This window comes from Leifsonia sp. Ger2509, from assembly GCF_055231915.1.
Map to the genome: position 1 here is coordinate 3382122 of NZ_JBUYVB010000003.1, position 18215 is coordinate 3400336.

The 18215-nt window shown below is 60.1% G+C and carries 8 protein-coding genes; all 8 read left to right on the plus strand.

What is annotated here, in order from left to right; genetic code table 11:
• Positions 1-340: 340 nt before the first annotated feature.
• The 8 genes from ACV7NN_RS16395 (at position 341) to drmC (ending at position 17986) form a co-directional block, all read left to right on the plus strand.
• On the plus strand, positions 341-1342 hold the full coding sequence (locus tag ACV7NN_RS16395) for a hypothetical protein (RefSeq protein WP_463350623.1): 1002 nt from the start codon (positions 341-343) through the stop codon (positions 1340-1342).
• Between the two features lie 239 nt (positions 1343-1581).
• A complete protein-coding gene (locus ACV7NN_RS16400) occupies positions 1582-3000 on the plus strand; it encodes an AAA family ATPase (RefSeq protein ID WP_463350624.1) in 1419 nt (472 codons plus the stop codon).
• 4 nt (positions 3001-3004) lie between these two features.
• On the plus strand, positions 3005-3877 hold the full coding sequence (locus ACV7NN_RS16405) for a hypothetical protein (RefSeq protein ID WP_463350625.1): 873 nt from the start codon (positions 3005-3007) through the stop codon (positions 3875-3877).
• Positions 3878-4201: 324 nt separating this feature from the next.
• A complete protein-coding gene (drmD, locus tag ACV7NN_RS16410) occupies positions 4202-7399 on the plus strand; it encodes a DISARM system SNF2-like helicase DrmD (RefSeq protein WP_463350626.1) in 3198 nt (1065 codons plus the stop codon).
• A 137-nt stretch (positions 7400-7536) separates the two neighbouring features.
• Positions 7537-11457, plus strand: a complete 3921-nt coding sequence (locus tag ACV7NN_RS16415; protein WP_463350627.1) for an Eco57I restriction-modification methylase domain-containing protein — start codon at positions 7537-7539, stop codon at positions 11455-11457.
• Positions 11454-15224 (plus strand): DISARM system helicase DrmA, encoded by a 3771-nt coding sequence (drmA, locus tag ACV7NN_RS16420; protein WP_463350628.1) that lies wholly within the window; start codon positions 11454-11456, stop codon positions 15222-15224. The genes ACV7NN_RS16415 and drmA overlap by 4 nt, the downstream gene beginning before the upstream one ends.
• Positions 15217-17244, plus strand: coding sequence for a DrmB family protein (gene drmB / locus ACV7NN_RS16425; protein ID WP_463350629.1), 2028 nt, complete (start codon positions 15217-15219; stop codon positions 17242-17244). Before drmA ends, drmB begins: the two co-directional genes overlap by 8 nt.
• On the plus strand, positions 17228-17986 hold the full coding sequence (drmC, locus tag ACV7NN_RS16430; RefSeq protein ID WP_463350630.1) for a DISARM system phospholipase D-like protein DrmC: 759 nt from the start codon (positions 17228-17230) through the stop codon (positions 17984-17986). The genes drmB and drmC overlap by 17 nt, the downstream gene beginning before the upstream one ends.
• The last annotated feature ends 229 nt before the right edge of the window (positions 17987-18215 follow it).

Genomic DNA, 18215 nt, shown 5'->3' on the forward strand with positions numbered 1-18215 from the left:
CAAGAGTGCCTGCGTGCATTGGTTCTCACCTTCCTGTCGATCCGCCTGATAACTTGTTTCCGAATCGTGCGTCTCGTCCCTTTCAGGTCACTCTCCGTGACCCGTGCCTCGCCTCTTTTTTCCCTCACTTGTCTCCTATTGCCCAAGGTCGTTGCGCCTCTGTGGCCCACACCGCGCGTCTGGTCTCGGCAATGAAAGACCAGCGGCCCTCCGAAAGGGTTGAGGTTCCAACGACATTGGCGGCTTGGACGGACGTTATGGTGAATCTGAGAATAGACGCGGCTCCATCCCGAACAACGTGCGAGCAATTGCTTTGGACACAAACGTCGGCTCGAGAGGGATGTTCAGCATTGATCAGATCGAGGAGCTCGTTGCCACCATCGACGCGCAGGAATTGAGCGTCGAGATATGGGTGCCGGAGCCGGTTCTATGGGAATGGTCGGAACACGCACACGAGACTGCCGTGAAGGCTCGGGATGACTACCTGCGTCGACGTAAGCCGTTACAAGAAGCAGGCATAAACGGGTTCGACGCAGAACCTCAATTCGACCTCAGCATCTACGAGGTCGTTAGTGCGATTGAGGAATCGCTCCGGGATATCGTCACCGAAAATGGCGATGAAGCGGTGCTTGTCCTGGAACTGTCTCAGGCACCCCAAGTGGCAGTGAAAGCGCTCAGGGACCAGATCTTGCGGCAAGGGGCGGGACGAACCAAGAGTCAGAGCGGTACGTCCATAAAGACGGGCGCTTCAGATAGTGCTTCCTTCAGACTGATCGAGCGGGCTGCCGACGGGTTTATCGATCAGGTGGTGTTGGTGTCTGGTGACAAGGATGTCCACGCGCATTTCTCGGGGAAACCATCTCCGATTGTTTTGCGCGACCTTTGGAGTGTCAAGACTGAGCTGATCAAGCTCAAGAAGGGGTCGGATCTCGCCGCCGAGTCTCTTCAACGGACGATTCACGAGGCCCTTAGGCATGAAGACAACAACATTGGTCTCCTAGTCGATGCCGAGCTTTCAGGCGAAAGCATGTTGTTCAATCCCAGGCGCGACCTGACGTACATCCCAGAAGCGTCGGTCACGCGTATCAGCGAGGTCCGCGACGTTGCCGAGGTCGAACTCTCCCTACGCGAGAAGTCGGCCACCGCAGTCGCGGATATCACGCTGGACATGGCGGTTGAATATGTGCGGTGGGACTATCTCACCGAATCGGTCGAATCGGATGTGGACGAAGAGTACGACGTAGAGGCCATTGCCTACATCTCTGCGGACGCGGAGAACCTCGATGAATGGGATTTCTCAATTGATCGAATCGAAATCGTCGACGAACGGTACCGCCGTTAGGGTCCAAATGAGAAGCTTGCCTCTGGAAGGAGGCTCACCCGTGTCGCCTCGCGAGAATCGCAGAGTGGCAGCTCGGTTGAGCGGCTCAGCCGAATACGGCGCCTACAAGACGCATTAGCAAATGTTGCCGGGCGGACCGGTGCCTCACCTGGTCGTCGGGGCAGTACACGTTCCGCAGAGCATAGGTAATTCCCGTCAGGGAGCGTCAGTTCATTCCTTCGCTGTGCCATGCTTTCCGAATGAGTTCTAAACCGCCCGATCCGCTCATACGATCGATCGAAGTTACGAAGCTCTTTGGTCGTCGTGACTACAAGTTGTTAGTTCCGAGAGTGAGCGATTCTTCCGGTCGGCTCGTACTTCTTCACGGCGAGAACGGCTCGGGCAAAACAACCTTGCTGAAGTTGGTGTGGAACACGCTAAGTTCTGCGGTCAAGAGCGGCCATCGCACGTCAATAGCCCAAACTCCGTTTGAATCGCTCACAATCGGCCTCTCTGGCGAGCGTTTCATCTCCGTCCGAAAAAAGTCCGGTCTTCTCGGAACGTTTGATCTGATTGTCGTTCAGCCCGGCAAGCCCGATATCCGTACGACCTTCGAAGCGGACAGTGATTCCGTTGTCAAGGACCGGTCGCGATTGCGCACTCTGGGAGGCGAGTTCTACTACTTCGATCGACCCGGACCCGACAGTGAGATCGGAGGCGCCCCTTTTGTCGAATGGCGGAAAAGACTCGATGAGCTGGAAATAGAGGAAGCGGGAGAGGCCGAGTACCTCACCTTTTTGTCAACGGAAGTTGGAGATCCGCTGTTCTTGGCCGACGATCGAAGTCTCTATTCCGATGATCAAGACATTCATAGGACACGAGACCAGATAATTCGTCGCGAAGATAGCGATCGCTCTCCGCAAGACCGATTGTCGCGGTTGGTCTTTGTTGAACTTCAGGTCACCATGAGGCGCGTTAATGACTACCTTCGGAGCCTCACGATCGGCGGTCAAAATGATGGTTCGGCTAACAGCAACTCCATCTATGCCAACGTTCTTCGTGAGTTGGCTGCTACTTCAAGCGGATCTGAGGCGGGTGTAGACCAGGCCTTCTCGACCGAGGCGCTCCTTGACGACATAGAGTCGACCTCTCCCAAGTTTGAGGAGTTTGAGCTAGTTCCAAAGTTCGACGCCGACGAATTCCGTAAACTATTTCGCTCGATAGAGTCCAATGACCGCCGGTTACTCGCCGACCGAGTCGTGTCGCCCTACCTCTCGAGCTTGCAGGCGCGTTACGAGGCGCTCAAGAGCGCGCAGACATTGCTTCGTGCGTTGGTACCGACGATCAACCGCTTCTTGAATGAGAAGGAATTGACGTTCTCCCCCAGACACGGGTTACGCATCGTCGCGGAGAATGGCGATGTCCTACCAGTGGTCTCGCTCTCCTCGGGCGAACGTCAACTTCTGATGATCCTGTGCACGACGCTCTTGGCTCGCGTAGAGACAAAGCTCTTCATTATTGACGAGCCCGAGCTAAGCCTCGGAGTCGAATGGCAGCGCGCGATCCTAGATGCGCTTCTCGCCCTCACTGAGTCATCGGACGTTCAATTCATCGTCGCTACTCACTCGATTGAGATCATAAGTGGTCATCCAGATTCGCTCGTTCAATTGAAGAGTTAGCAGAATGCCTGGTCCAACGGCTATCCAAAAGAGTTTGAACGAACTAGAAACTACTTACAGGCTTCACCCGGACTTTCGAGACGTCATCGTCGAGGGCCGCGACGACGCGGCATTGTTGAAGTGGTATTTGGCTAGCATCAACCACCCGAACGTCAAGGTCTACGCGATAGATGATCGGGCTCACGTGCCGTCTGAAATTGTGGAGACGTACTACTCGGAGATAAACGCGCGAGGGCGCGTCATTTCGTTGGCGGAAGTTGGCGCCACATGGATGTTGAGCCAGACCTCCCTCACATGCGTGATTGATTCCGACTTCGACTCGTTGGAAGCCGATAGGGTCGCCCATCCAGACGGATTGCTTCGAACGGACTATGCGGCCATGGAGGTCTACGCGTTGCAGGAACGGCCGCTCGCAAAGTTCCTCGCACAAGTCGCGAAGAGCGAATTGTCGGCGACTGAAATTGTTTCCTTTCTAAAGCCGATCTGGACAACAATCTATGCACTCAGGTATGTGCTTCATTGCCATACGGATGGATTGCGATTAGTAAATCGGTTTGCGGAGAAATGTTTAGACGATTCCGGCCAAATCATCATGGAGGCAAAAGAGCTACTTCGTCTGTCGGCGACGTCAGAAACGAAGGAACGTCTAAGGGATCTGCTCGATCTCCATGAAAGATACGTGAACGAAATTCCAATGGAAACCCTTCAGGGAATCCGCGGCCACGACATTGCACCAGTCCTCATCAGGTTTCTTGGTCTAAAGAATTCGATGGCGAACCCGGAGATGATCGAAAAGATGCTGATGTTATGCCTCATCGAGGCGGACCTGGACGGTACAGACCTCTTTCAAGGTATCCGTGCGAGGACGGCACCGTAGACCAAGGCGACATGAATTCTCACCGAGCGGCAATTGCGATGTGCAACGGCACAAAGGATTTGGCCGGTTAAGAACCTGGTCGCGTTGCGGTGCCGGCCTTAGGAGCCAGTTCATTGTTCCGCGAAATTCACGACCAAACGATCGGCGCACGAGCGCTTTGTTCGGCTACTGCATCTGACAGAGTTCCCCAGCGGCGATTGTCACAGATCGTACGCCCAGCACGAGTATCCGCGACACGCGACTTCATGTCATATGAACGCTGACCGAGGGCGCAATCAGCCTCATAGACTCTTCGTTGCCCCTCAGCCTTGGAGTCCATGGTTCATGACTATCGCCGTTGATACGCATAGCACCGCTGTTCCACCAGCGCATTTGTCCAGTCCAAGAGTGCCCAACCCTGGGGAAGTCGTAAACGTTCGCGGGATGCTGTGGGCTGCTACTGACGTCCGTGAGCAGGGTCTGCCGCGCAGCCCCGCCGACGATGGCGAGCCGCGCATCAATCACATCATCACTCTCCAGTCGCTCGCCGAGGATCGGCTGGGCGAGGAGCTGACGGTGGTCTGGGAACTCGAGGTCGGCCACAGCGTGGCTCCCGATCAGGGCCTCCCCGAGACGCTGACCGCCGAGGGTTTCGATGAGCCGAGAAAGCTTGCAGCCTTCGTCGACGCGGTGCGGTGGGGGGCGGTGACGACCGCAGATCCGGGCGCCTTTCAGGCCCCATTCCGCTCGGGCGCGAATGTCGAGCCATACCAACTGGAGCCCCTACGCCGTGCGCTGGAGGCGCCCCGCGCTAACCTTCTCCTCGCGGATGACGTCGGTCTGGGCAAGACGATCGAGGCTGGTCTGGTAATCCAAGAACTTCTCCTTCGTCACCGTGCACGGAGTGTCATCATCGTTTGCCCTCCAAGCCTGCAGATGAAATGGCGCGATGAGATGCTGGAGAAATTCGGTCTGGAGTTTGTGGTTGTGAACTCAGAGCTCATGACCCAGGTGCGTCGAACTCACGGGTTGAACGCAAACCCTCTGAGGATCTTCCCGCGCGTGATTGTGAGCATGGCGTGGCTGCCGGGGCTCCGCGCGCAACGCCTCCTTAGGGATGTAACGGCCAGGGTGAATCAGAAGAACTCAGCTCAGAGGTATGCATTTGACGTCCTAGTCGTGGACGAAGCCCACCATGTTTCGCCGTCCAGCCCGTCCCGCATCGGGCAGTCGGCTGGTTACGCGGTCGACTCACAGCGCACAACGGCAGTGCGTGACCTTTCGAGGGTATGTGAGCACCGATTGTTTCTGAGCGCGACCCCTCACAATGGGCATTCCGAGTCCTTCACAGCGTTGTTGGAGATGATTGACAACCGTCGTTTCTCCCGCGGAGCAACCGTGGACGCCGAAGCCCTTCGTGACGTAACTGTGCGCAGGCTGAAACGGGACATCCCGGAGAAAGGTTTCAAAGCGAGGCAGCTCAAATCGATCTTCTTCGCCCCGAGCGCAGACGAGGCCGAGGCCTTCGAGACGCTAGACCGCATTCTGACGGCCAGCGCCAAGAAGAACGGGCAGAAACGCTCGGGTGACATTGTCTCGATGCTTCTAAAAAAGCGCTTCTTGTCGTCCCCGTGGGCATTCTCCACCACCTTGAGTTTGTACGACGACGCGAGCGGCCCCCGAGCGTGGAGCGACCAGTCGGAGGAGGACGAGTTCTACACGGAGGTTCTTGGCTCGGACCAGAGTGATCTCGAGGAGGGCGCGATCGAGCAGCCGGAATTCGACGCGCTCCGCCACTCGAAGAACACAGATCCGCTAAGCGCCGCGACACCTCGCGAAATCGCGATGCTGGTGGGCTGGGGTCGTGGCTACCAAGCCAGACCCGATTCCCGCCTCGGCGCCCTGATCACGTGGCTGGACGCAATCTGTCGTCCCAGTGGCCATTGGTCCAACCAACGAGTAGTGATCTTCACCGAGTATGCGACCACGTTGACTTGGATCGTGGAGAATCTGCGACAGCGCGGCTACGACGCGACTCGGCTCGGTGTTATTCAGGGCTCGACAGACGCGGAGGAGCGGGAGAGGATCCGTGCCCGCTTCACCACCGGCCCCGCCGAAGAACCGATCCGTGTACTTGTGGCGACAGACTCTGCAGGTGAAGGCATCGACCTGCAGACGTATTGCTACCGGTTGGTGAACTTCGACGTGCCGTTTAATCCGTCACGATTGGAGCAACGAATCGGCCGCATCGACCGGTACGGGCAGACTCATGCGCCAGAGATTTTCCAGTTTCTCCCCGAGCAAACGGCGAGCACCTATGCCGCAGACATGGACTTCATGCGCCGAATCGCGGAGAAGGTGGCCCAAGTAGCAACGGACCTCGGATCAGTGAATCTCGTGATCGATGCCGAGATTCAGAACCACTTCGGGGCAGTGAAGGTGAACGCACGGAAGGCCGTCATCGACGAGGGTGCCGCGATCATCAACCAAACTCTCGCCGGCGGCGCGGAGATCAACCGTCAGCTGACCGCACTCGCGAACACGTTCGAGGCCCAGCAGGAACGGTTACACCTCTCCCCGAAGAACGCCGAGCGAGTCTTGTCCATAGCACTGGAACTTTCCGACCAGCCGCCCCTCGTCGAGGTCGGCAACGAGGAAGTCGACGCGCGCGTGTTCGAAGTACCCGAGTTGGGACGGGAGTGGCGACACGCTACCGAGGCCCTTCGTACCCTGCTGCATCCGGATATCAAACGGCCAATCACATTCGATGCCGACGCTGCTCGCGACGTCGCAGATGGAGAGCTGGTGCATGTCCACTTGGGACATCCGCTCTTGCAGAAGGCTGCCCGTACGCTACGGGCCTCCCTCTTCGACGCCCGCCACCATTTGCACCGCGTCACCGCCGTGACACTCGAGGATGTCGATCAGTCTTCGGTCGCCGCGGTCTGCCGCCTCGTCTTGGTCGGACGCGGGGGCGTTCGCCTGCATGAGGAGGTGTTTATCGCCGGTGTCCGGTTGCGAGGGCGACAGCTCGCTGAGGAACGGGTCGAGCGACTTCTCGAGACAGCGCTGGATGACGACATCCCCCTAGCAAGCGAGGCAGTTCGGGCAGATTTGGCCCGGGTATGGGATACCGATGCAGGCGCGCTGCGCCATCGTCTCGAAGTCGCTGTCGAACTCAAGGCGACCAAGCGACGCGACGCTGTCCAGGAGGATCTCGCCCGCAGAGAGGAAGCTGACACCTCCAGGGCACAAGTGATCTATTCCGCATTCCGCCGCAACCTCACGGAATCCCGCGACCGAATGCGGACTCTTTGGGAACAGGAGCAGGGAATGTTGTTCTCCCTCGATCCGGACGCCTCGCGGCAGTTCCGTCGTGACATTGACGCGATGACAGAGAGATTGGCGAACCTCGACGTTGAACAGACAGCCGAACTCGCGGCGATCCACGATCGGTATCGAGACGTACGCCCATTCGTGTCCGCCGCCGCAGTTGTTTTCGCTCTAACCCCGGCTGACGCCGCGAAGGGGGTGCTTGCTTGATGCACCAGCGACGTCGAACAGACCACTGGGCCTGGCTCGAGCTCATCGACCGAGACGGTCCATTCGTCGCTATCCCGGCTCTCAAACGGGTCTGGCCCCAAGGAATGCCCGCCTCGAGCGCCGAATCTCGAGCATCCGTGCGCGACGCCAAACCCTCATTCGACCGCGCGTGGGACGACTGGAACAAAGCTCCCGCCGACGATGCGGCGCTCAATGTGTACAGAACGGTCCGGGACGCTTGGGTCGTCACAGTCTTGGCCGATATCGCCGGGTGGAACAAATTCCTCGAATTCGACCTCACCAGCATTCCGAACGGTCTGCCGTCGGCAAAGTCCCCAGACGGGCGCCACACCGTGACCGCCACCGGCGCTTTTGTGCGTCACGGCATTCCATACGCACTCGTGCTTGTTGTCGACCCTGTCGTATCCCTGCGTGACCCCGGGGTTGGTGGCTGGTCAGCAAGCTCGATCGACCGGCTCGAACTACTTCTCCGCGCGGCAGCTGTCCCGATCGGCATTGTCACTGACGGACGCTGGTGGGGCATCGTTTCGGCCCCTGAGGGTGTAATGGTCGCCTCCGGAATGGTGGACGCGCAGAGCTGGATCGAAGAGGTCGAGGTCCGCGACGCCTTCTTGGCACTGGTAGAGCCACAGAGGCTGGCGGGGGGTAAGGAAGACGATCGCCTATCGGCCCTGTTTCGGCAGTCCGTCGCAGCTGCGGAAGAGATCACCGAGAGCCTTGGAACTCAGGTGCGACGCGCTGTCGAGCTTCTCGTCGCCTCTTTCTCCGAGACTGCAGTTCGCGCCCGGGAGCGCGGTCGACCCGACCCGCTTCCCACCCATCGGGACGATGTCTATCAAGCCGTCGTGACCGTACTTATGCGGGTGGTGTTCCTTCTTTTTGCCGAAGAGCGCGACCTCATGCCAGCCTCCTCCCTTTACACAGAAGGCTACGGAATTGCCGGGCGATTAGAGGATCTTGAGCAGCGCCTCGCCGACGAAGGAGGGGAGTCCCTAGACGCCACCAGTCGTACCTGGCACCGTTTGCTAGCTACATCCCAGGCCCTCTATAACGGTGTGGGAGCTGAGGACATGCGCCTTCCGTCGTATGGTGGCTCTCTATTCGATCCCGAACGGTTCGGCTTCTTGCTCGCCCAAGACGAGAGCGGACTCGTCGTAACCGTGTCGGACCGGGTCATGCTCGAGGTCCTTAGGGCCGTCCAGTACGCCGAAATCGGAAGCGAGAAACGCCGGATCTCCTTCCGGGACGTCGACGTCGAGCAGATCGGATACATCTACGAAGGTCTGCTTGGCTATTCGTGCCAAGATGTCGCCACTGTTACGGTCGGGCTCGTAGGCGCCGCCGGGGTCGAGCCCGAGATCCCGCTGGATGTCCTGGACAACCTTGCCGAGCAGAACGCCAGCGAAGCCAGTCTTGCGGCTGCGATCATCAGGTGGGTCGGAGAGGACCAGCCCGCAGCGAAGGCCCCGAGCCGGGCCGCCCTTCTGAAGACGCTAAGTGACGCCGGAGCACCGGAAGCCGAGCAACTCTTGCGGGCGGCCAGCAACGACCCGGCCCTCCGAGAGCGCCTGCGGAGGTACCTCGGCGCTATTCGACGTGATCTGCGGGGCCGCCTTGTCGTCATCGAACCGGGCGGACTCGTGGTGGTCGAGACGCCGTCCCGAGCCACCGCTGGCGCTCACTACACTCCCAAGGGTCTGGCTCAGGAGGTGGTACGGCACGCCCTCGAGCCACTCGTTTACTCGCCCGGTCCTCACCAGACGGCAGACACGAGCGAATGGGTACCGATCTCATCCGACGACATCCTTTCTCTCAAGGTCGCCGACATCGCCTGCGGCTCGGGAGCGTTCGTAGTCTCCGCCGGCGAGTACCTCGCCGACCATCTCGTCGAAGCCTGGCAACGCGAAGGGGTGGCGAGAGGAACTCAGCTGGAGCAGCGCACGCGTGCGCTTCGCGAGGTCGTCGCGCACTGCCTATACGGGGCCGACATCAATCCAATGGCCGTCGAGATGTGCAAGATCAGTCTCTGGCTCCTCTCGCTCGACCCGTACTTGCCCTTCTCATTCGTCGACGACAAGGTCCTGTGCGGAAACTCCCTCCTCGGACTCACTACCTCCGCTCAACTCGAAGCCCTTCACGTTGATCCGACCCTGGCCACTGTCGCGAAGACCCGATCGGGCCTGTTCGCCGGTTGGCGAGATGGGTCATTTATTAGCCCATTCGACGTTGGCGAGGTTCTCCACCATGCCGCGGATCTGCGCCGTCGCCTAGCTTCCCCGGTCGACGACTCCGATCCTCAGCGCGCAAACCGCACCAAGCAGCGATTGTGGCGCGAATACGAAGAGACAGTGTCGACGCTTAGCCACGTGGCCGACGGAGTCGTTGCAGCGGGCCTTCGCCTTGGAGGTAAGCCCGGCAGGGCTCTCGACGAGGCGTACGAGAATCTTGGGATAGCGGTTGATCGCGCCTATGGAAATGACGGCGGCCACGATGTGGATTACCTGAACACCATCATCGAGGCGGGCCTAACCCCGACAGTTGAGACAGACTACGAACGTTGGAAGCCTCTTCACTGGATTCTCGCCGTTCCGGACGTCATGGAACACGGCGGCTTCGACGCCGTCGTGGGGAACCCCCCGTTTCTCGGGGGTCAGAGGCTGACCGGAGCGATGGGTACCAACGTGCGCGACTGGTTCGTTCACACGCTCGCCGGCGGTAAACGCGGGTCCGCAGACCTCGTCGCCTATTTCTTTCTAAGGGCGGCCAGCCTCCTCACCGCGTCTGGCACCATCGGCCTCATTGCGACGAACACACTTGCGCAGGGAGACACGCGTGAGGTCGGTCTTGATCAAATGGTTGCCCGGGGCTTCACAATCACTCGATCTGTGCAGTCCCGTGCCTGGCCCGCCACGAGTGCGAATCTAGAGTACGCGGCGGTTTGGGGAACTCTTTTGCCGGTGCGTGAGGACGTCGTCAGGGTTTCCGATGGTGTACCAGCTCGAAGAATCTCGTCGCTCTTGGAGGCCGCCGGGCGCGTCGTAGGCACACCTTTTCCACTGGCAGAGAACGCTGGCATCGCCTTCCAAGGATGCATCGTGCTCGGCAAAGGTTTCATCGTAGACTCCTCACAGGTGCAGGAGTGGATCGATGAGGATGAATCCAACTCTGAGGTCCTGTTTCCATATCTCAACGGAGAAGATCTCAACTCGCATGCCGATTCCTCGGCCCGGCGATGGGTCATCGATTTCACTGGCCTCGCTGAGTCCGACGCTGCCAAGTACGCCGGCCCCTTTTCGCGCGTGCTTCGCGAGGTCAAGCCTGAACGAGCAAAAAATAACCGACCAGCGCGTCGTGATCGGTGGTGGCTGTTCGCTGAGCAGGCCCTAGGCATGCGTCGTGCGATAGCGACCCTGGATGAGGTATTGACGATTGCGCTTGTCAGTAAGTCGGTGATGCCAGTGCGAGTTCCATCAGGTCAGGTCTTCAGTCATGCACTTGGGATTTTTGCGACAGACGATTTTGCGTCTCAGGCTGTGTTGTCATCGAGCCCGCATCAATTGTGGGCGATCACATACGGGTCGACTCTGGAAACGCGCGTGCGCTATACGCCGTCAGATGTCTTCGAAACGTTTCCGTGTCCTGCGCGAACACCGGAGCTAGAGCGCATGGGAGCCAGGCTGGAAGAGGCACGGCGAGAGATTATGGGTAGCCGAAACCTCGGCCTTACGAAGCTATACAACCTAGTCAACGAACGATCTGTTTCCGCGGCGTCAGATTCTGATGTGGCACGGCTCCGTCGCGTACACGTGGAGCTCGATCAAGCAATGATCGGCGCGTATGGGTGGCAAGACATTGAGCTTGGTCACGATTTTCACACCTATCGGCAGATGGAGCGGTGGACTGTATCCCCTGCGGCTCGCGTTGAGATTTTGGACCGATTGCTCGAGGAGAATTATCGTCGCGCCGCGAAGCAAGGCCCGGTGTCTGAGGCGCAGGATAGCCTCGAGAATGAGGCGGAGCTTGAGGGGGATGAGTGACAACCACACCAACGCCAATTGTTGGCGATACCCACCCGGAACGCTTGCTTGAACTCACCCACGCGCCGGACGGGCTTTCATGGACCGATCGCGAGAACCTTACCGACATCCTTGAGCGTGATCTACTCGGCCCGGCGCACGGCGCGGACGAGGTGCTGGAAGCCCAGCCAGACGGCCTGTATTTGGTCGGACGGATCGCGCCGGCAAAGCTGCTCAACTCGGACGAGCCGGTCACCCAGTCGGAAGCCGAAGACGCCGATGAGGAAATCATCCCGGCCTTGGAAGCGCGCCTGGGGCGCGGCGTGCCCGTCGGGACGGTGGACGAAGACACGGCAGGAATCGACGACGACGGCGCGGAGGACGTGCCGCTTCGTCGAGGACTAATGATTCCTTCGTCGATGGGTTTGCGGTTTCAGGTCCCACGCGACCAGGAGTCGGTCACGGTCCGTGCATCGTGGGGCACATATCACCCGGAAACCTCGCCGGATGTGGAGTCCGGCGCCGACGGAACGCCTATCGGGGCGCGACCACGCCGACTTTATCGCCGCATACCGCATGAGTATTCAAAAGTCCTCGCGCTCGCTTCCTACGTCCAGGGCGACACAGTAACTGTCTCGCTGGAAGAGATGATTGTGCTGCGAGTCGACGTCATGGACCAGGGCGACGTGCGGATCGTGGAGCTCGCGCTGTGCAACGACCGCGAGACTCCTCGTCGGATCCCCGTGGACGCGTGGCTATACCAGACCCAGCTCCATGTTGAGGCCGAGGCGGGCGCGGTCTTCCTTCCCATCCGCGACGCATTGGCCTCAGACGATGTGGACTCCGACCCTGAGCTCGCACGCCTGGACCTGCAATACCGCAACCGTCTCGAATTCGCCGTTGGACGCACGTGCTCGGTCGACTGGGCTCCGATGACGCCCGAGCGCCGAACCACAAGGGTCTTTACCACGTGGCTGCCGATCAGCGAGACCCCGCAGACCCGGGCCCATGAGATCGATGGCGCTCTCCTGAACATGCGTGCGCTGGATGAAGTCTCCACTCCCGAGCGTGCGGATGAGCTCGCGGCGGGACTCCGGCCGATCGTCGACCAGTACTCCACCTGGCTCGACGGCCAGGAGGCGCAGGCTGCTTCGCTCCCAGGGAGCCTGCGGGAGGTTGCTTTTGAGGCTGTAGCAGACGCCCGTCTCATCGCGAAGCGCCTCGCCGACGGCCTGTCGTTCCTGATATCAGACGAGGAGGCGCTGCGGTGCTTCGCTTTCATGAACCGGGTCATGGCAGACCAGCGCATCCAATCCCAAGTCGCAGAGGCTCGCAAAGCGGATCCCACCGTCGGACTGGAAGAGACGCGAGATGCCGTCCTCAATTCCGGACCGCGGGCGCACTCGTGGCGTACTTTCCAGCTCGCGTTCGTGCTAATGCAGCTCGAAGCTATCGCTCGACCAGACCTCGACCGACGGTCGGGCGAGATTGCGCGGGCGGAACTATTGTTCTTTCCGACAGGTGGCGGCAAGACAGAGGCTTACCTGGGGCTAGCGGCCTACACCTTCGCAATTCGTCGGCGTCAGGGCGTCGTCGAGACCCCCAACGGAAAGCTGCACGGGGAACAGGGGGTCGCTGTGCTCATGCGATACACCCTCCGCTTGCTGACCGCCCAGCAGTTCCAGCGTGCCACGGCTCTTATCTGTGCTGCGGAGGTGGCTCGCCGGAAAGACCCGAGCACTTGGGGGACTGAGCCGTTCCGCATTGGGCTCTGGGTGGGGACCGCCGTATCGCCGAAGGGATACGAGGAGGCCAAGAAACAGCTTGAAGATGCGAGCGAAGGTCGCAAGTATGGCTTGACCGTGCTGCAGTTGCAGCGCTGTCCGTGGTGTGGAACGCAAATCGAGCCTAAAAACATCAAGGGGAGCGACAATGAGCGTCGCATTCGTGTCTATTGCGGCGACCCGTTCGCCGAATGTCCGTTTTCGGAGGGCGGAAGCGCCTTGGAAGGACTGCCCGTTCTTACTGTCGACGAGGAGATCTACCGGCTCGTCCCAGCATTCGTGATCGCGACGGTCGACAAGTTCGCCCGGTTAGCGAGGGAAGGGGAGGCGGCATCGCTATTCGGGTATGTGCAATATAAATGCGGCCGCCATGGGTTCGTGCACGACGACTCCAAGTCGTGCACGATTGGTCTCACCGGGAAACATCCTGCGGTGCCAGGATTCTCCGCGGTGGGTAAACAGCGCGCCGAAAGGCTGAGGCCACCGGACCTGATCATCCAGGATGAACTCCACCTGATAACCGGAGCTCTCGGCACTGCGGTCGGAGCGTTCGAACTCGCGATCGACATTCTCTGCACCTGGCAGGTCGGTGAGGGAAGACAAGTGCGACCGTTGGTTGTGGCGTCGACGGCGACGGTGCGCAACGCGGCCGAGCAGATTCGTGCCCTGTATGGGCGGAAGGTATCGATCTTCCCGCCCCAGGTTATGGATGTCGCGGACACGTTTTTCTCGAGCGAGCTTCCGGTCTCCAAAGAGAACCCCGGGCGTCGCTACATCGGTGTATCTACAACGGGGGTGCGACTGACAGCCGCTGAGATCGCAGTGTCAACCACACTTTTGTCGACCGGGCAGCTGCTCCTTGACCAGGCCACCCCGCCAGATGACGGTTCCGTCATAAGCACAGATCCTTACTTGACGCTTGTGGGCTACTACAACGCGACTCGTGAGTTGGCGGGCATGGCCCGATACCTGGCGGACGACGTACAGACTGCGATACAGAAGCGACGCGCGGGGAAGTATTTCCCGCAGCGCTTCGGGACTGACTACCAGCGTCTCAACGTGGCGGAGCTGACGTCAAGGGTCGCGAGTTCGGAGATCACTTCGACCCTAGACCAGATGGCCGTTGGATTCGATGCCGGTTACGACTCAACCGTTGGCCGCCGGGGGCGTGGTGCGTCGACCAAAGCGGGGAGGAAACTCGTCCATCGGGAGACCAGTCCGTTCGACGTTGTGCTTGCGACCTCGATGCTTCAGGTGGGTGTCGACGTCACACGGTTGGGGCTGATGCTAATCGTCGGGCAGCCGAAGAACACGGCAGAGTATATTCAGGCCTCCTCACGCGTTGGACGCGATGCCGATCGGCCGGGATTAGTGGTGACCTTGGGGAATTGGGCCCGGCCGCGGGACCTGGCGCACTTCGAGCAGTTCCGCCACTATCACGAAACCTTCTATTCGCAGGTCGAACCGCTTTCGGTCACGCCGTTCTCGGTTACTTCTCTCGACCGGGCCATCGCCGGAGTCCTGGTGGCCGCAGCCAGGGTCATGGACGCGCCGCTGGCCGAAGGGTTGTCTCCGGAGGGCTCCGCCTGGCGGATCGATAAGGCTACCGATCGGATGGAGTCACTTATTGAGCGGCTCGTGGATCGGGCGCGAATGGCTGGCGGCGATATTGCCGGCGACACGGTGCGGCAACGGTTGGCTAACCGTTTGGGTCAATGGAAAAAGCGTCGTGCGTTCGCCAACCTCGAGCGCAAATCCCTCGTGTACGAACGTGCGAGCAAACCGGCCGACCAGGCGGCACTGATGGTTTCTCTTGAGGACTCCGAAACCGACCTAGCAAGTAAGAGTTCGGCGCCATTCGCTATTGCGAACTCGATGCGCGAGGTGCAGCCAGAGGTCAATCTTCTTGTTTCGCCCGACCCCGAGAAGCTCTTCGCCTGGGAGTTGCGTGACGGCGCTCCGCCCTGGGCTATAGCCCCAGCGACGGGAGGCAGCGATGACTGAGCACATCATTGGCCCGGACCTCGACCCGTTGGGCGACGAAGAGGCCACCACAAATCAGAAGACATTTAGGAACCGTGCCCGAGTAGGATCGGCGCGACCGTCGTCACTTATGTACACCTACGGTCCCGGCGCGGTTATGGATCTGCCACAGTTCACCGTCATGCCGGCGGGACTGGACGACTGGAACCGGATCTGGGAACGCCGCGCGAGCATCCCGACAATCCATGCACCCCGGCTGCTGGACGCGGTGCGCACATTCCTTGGCCCCAGCGTCACCCAGCTTCGACCTTTTCCTTGGGCGCCGAAGCGCGGATGGGGCGACACCGGCGGCACCGACCTCGGCGTTCCAGCTCGCGTATTTCCGCAGTGGATGCGCTGCCCGGGCTGTGACATGCTCGGCCAAGTCACTCAATTCGAGTACACCAACACGAACCCCTATCGGCCAGATCGGGCCCAATTTCAGCATGTAAACTGCCCGGGCCAAACGGGGCGGGGCAATGGGACCGGGAAGGTACGTCGCTCGACGACCGTTCCGGCGCGATTTCTCTTGGTGTGCGAGGACGGGCACGTCGACGAGTTCCCATACGAATGGTGGGTCCACGAGGGTCTGCTCTGCCCGACACCGGGAGTGCAGATCGCCGCGCTCGCCATGCACGAGCGCACCGTCGGCAAGGGCGCCTCGGCGACGATCGAGTGCAAGTCTTGCGGCAAGAAGCGGCCGATGAACGAGGCGCAGGGCGAGTCCGGACGCGCGAAGCTTCCACGCTGTCGGGGCCGGCACCCGCACCTCGGCCAGTTCGCCAAGAGCGGGTGCGCCAAAGAGACCCGCGTGATGCTCCTTGGCGCTTCGAATCTCTGGTTCCCGGCGACCCAATCCGTCGTCGTGATGCCCGGCAAGGAACCACCCACTCCAGCGATCTGGGGCGCGGAAATCGTTACGGCTATTGGTCAAAAGAGGTTCGACAAATATCACAAAGACTTAGATCGGATCCACGATGAACTCGAAGACTCCGAGTCGCCACTCGCAGCCCTCTCGCCCGAGGAGCTTGCCGCGTCTATTGCGTCCGTTCTAGAAGAGCTGGACGAAGACGATCGTGCGGAGGCCATCGAAGCCTTTGACCCGCTAAGTCTCCTGACGCCCGAGTGGACTTACCTTGACAGGAACCTCACCAGCGAGACCGTGGCCGACGCGGAAAGCGGCCTTGTACTCTCCCGCCCAGTCGGCGGTATCCATCTCGAACTCGAAAACCTCGGAGTCATTCGTGTGCACGCCGTCGATAAGCTGCGCAAGGTGAACGCCCTTCTGGGATTCACCCGCATCGACGAAATGGAGCGAGCGGCCGACCTTGCCCACCGCCTCGTGCCCCTTACTCGCACCAACCGGCCCACATGGACCGTCGCGACGGAGGACCGCGGTGAAGGTCTATTCATCCAGCTTGATGAGGCGCGTGTCGCCGACTGGGAATCGCTCGTCGAACACACTGCTATCTGGAAGGCGCACGTTTCAGCTCACGGACGCAACTTCAACGCGCGATTCTCGGACTCTGCGAAAGACGTCGACCCTGAATCACGACTCAAGCCGCCCCGGTATTGGCTACTCCACACCCTCGCGCATGTCCTTATTCGTGAGATGGCCATGTACTCCGGCTATTCCGCGGCCAGCATCTCGGAACGCATTTACGCGTGGCCTGCGACGGATGGTCGGACTGCGGCCGCAGGCATCCTTATCACTACGACTGCTTCGGATTCTGACGGCACACTTGGCGGTTTGGTCCAACTCTCGCGGCACGACGACCTCAAGCGGGTAATGGGTCGAGCGCTCGAGCGAGCTCAGAGATGCTCCTCCGATCCGGTTTGCGCGCAACGGACTCCGAAGGATCCGGAGGACTTCCTCCACGGCGCTGCCTGCCACACGTGCGTAATGGCGTCCGAAACCTCGTGTGAGCGCGCCAATCGGTTCTTAGACCGCCGCTTTCTTGTAGACCTACCCGGAGCCGCCGGCTATGGCTTCTTTGTATGATCCGGACGTGTCGGCAATAAGAGCCGGCGCGCTGCGCGAGCTGGGCAAGCTGCTCACATGGACGGACGCACGGATTATCGTGTCCGGCCTCGAGGCCGGAGAAAGCGTTACGGGGGCGCTCGCCTCATTGGCGCCGGCTACGAAGCGAGCGGTGAGCACCGTCATTAGCGAGGCCGGCCTTCGAGAGATTCCTGATGCGCTGCTCGGTGCGCTGCTCGGCATCGAGGGTGCCCGATCAGATGCACCCGCCATTGACCTTCTCTGGACGATGCCCGGCCACCTTGCCAAATCAGGAGCCCTTACCACCTCGCTAGTCGCACTCGTGGACGATGCTCGTGTTGCGGTGACTTGCTCGACATTCAATTTCCAGAAAACCTCGGGCTTATGGGATGCGCTGCAACGGGCGGCACGCCGAACCGAAGTCGCGGTAAGCGTCTTTGTCGATGCTTCGGCTACGTATGGAGGCAGCGGTCCGTCCGCAGAGGATATCGCTCAACACCTCGCGCCCGCCCAGGTTTTTCGCACAAGTGTGATCGACGGTAGCCCAGTGCGCAATCACGCGAAATACCTCGTGATCGATCACCGTACCCTGGTTATCACCAGTGCAAACCTTTCATGGAGTGCTGAGTACGGCAACATCGAGCTCGGCATCCGCCTTGATCATGCAACCCTGGCCGATCAAGTCGAGCGAGAGCTCAGCGAGGTGAGCGGCTCTGTTTATGAGCTGGTCAAGCCGAATTGAAGCGCACGACATAATCAGAAGGTTCGGCTAATTTGTCCTGAGGCTGTTGTGGGTCGGGCCGCCTTCTTCGGACTTGAGAATTTCTTGACTGACGGCACGCAAATCTCGTGGCACTAAGGCTCGCGTGCCCAATCCTGCCCAGACTAGGAACGCTCAACCGTCGACGACGTTTCGCAAAACGACGTCGCGAATTCGCCGGATATTTATGTTGGGCATTGATGCGCTCGCC

Excerpts from the sequence above, each read along its gene's own strand:
- drmB (WP_463350629.1), top strand. The coding sequence starts at position 15,217 with ATGACTGAGCACATCATTGGCCCGGACCTCGACCCGTTGGGCGACGAA.
- ACV7NN_RS16400 (WP_463350624.1), top strand. The coding sequence starts at position 1,582 with ATGAGTTCTAAACCGCCCGATCCGCTCATACGATCGATCGAAGTTACG.
- ACV7NN_RS16395 (WP_463350623.1), top strand. The coding sequence starts at position 341 with ATGTTCAGCATTGATCAGATCGAGGAGCTCGTTGCCACCATCGACGCG.
- ACV7NN_RS16405 (WP_463350625.1), top strand. The coding sequence starts at position 3,005 with ATGCCTGGTCCAACGGCTATCCAAAAGAGTTTGAACGAACTAGAAACT.
- drmC (WP_463350630.1), top strand. The coding sequence starts at position 17,228 with ATGGCTTCTTTGTATGATCCGGACGTGTCGGCAATAAGAGCCGGCGCG.
- drmD (WP_463350626.1), top strand. The coding sequence starts at position 4,202 with ATGACTATCGCCGTTGATACGCATAGCACCGCTGTTCCACCAGCGCAT.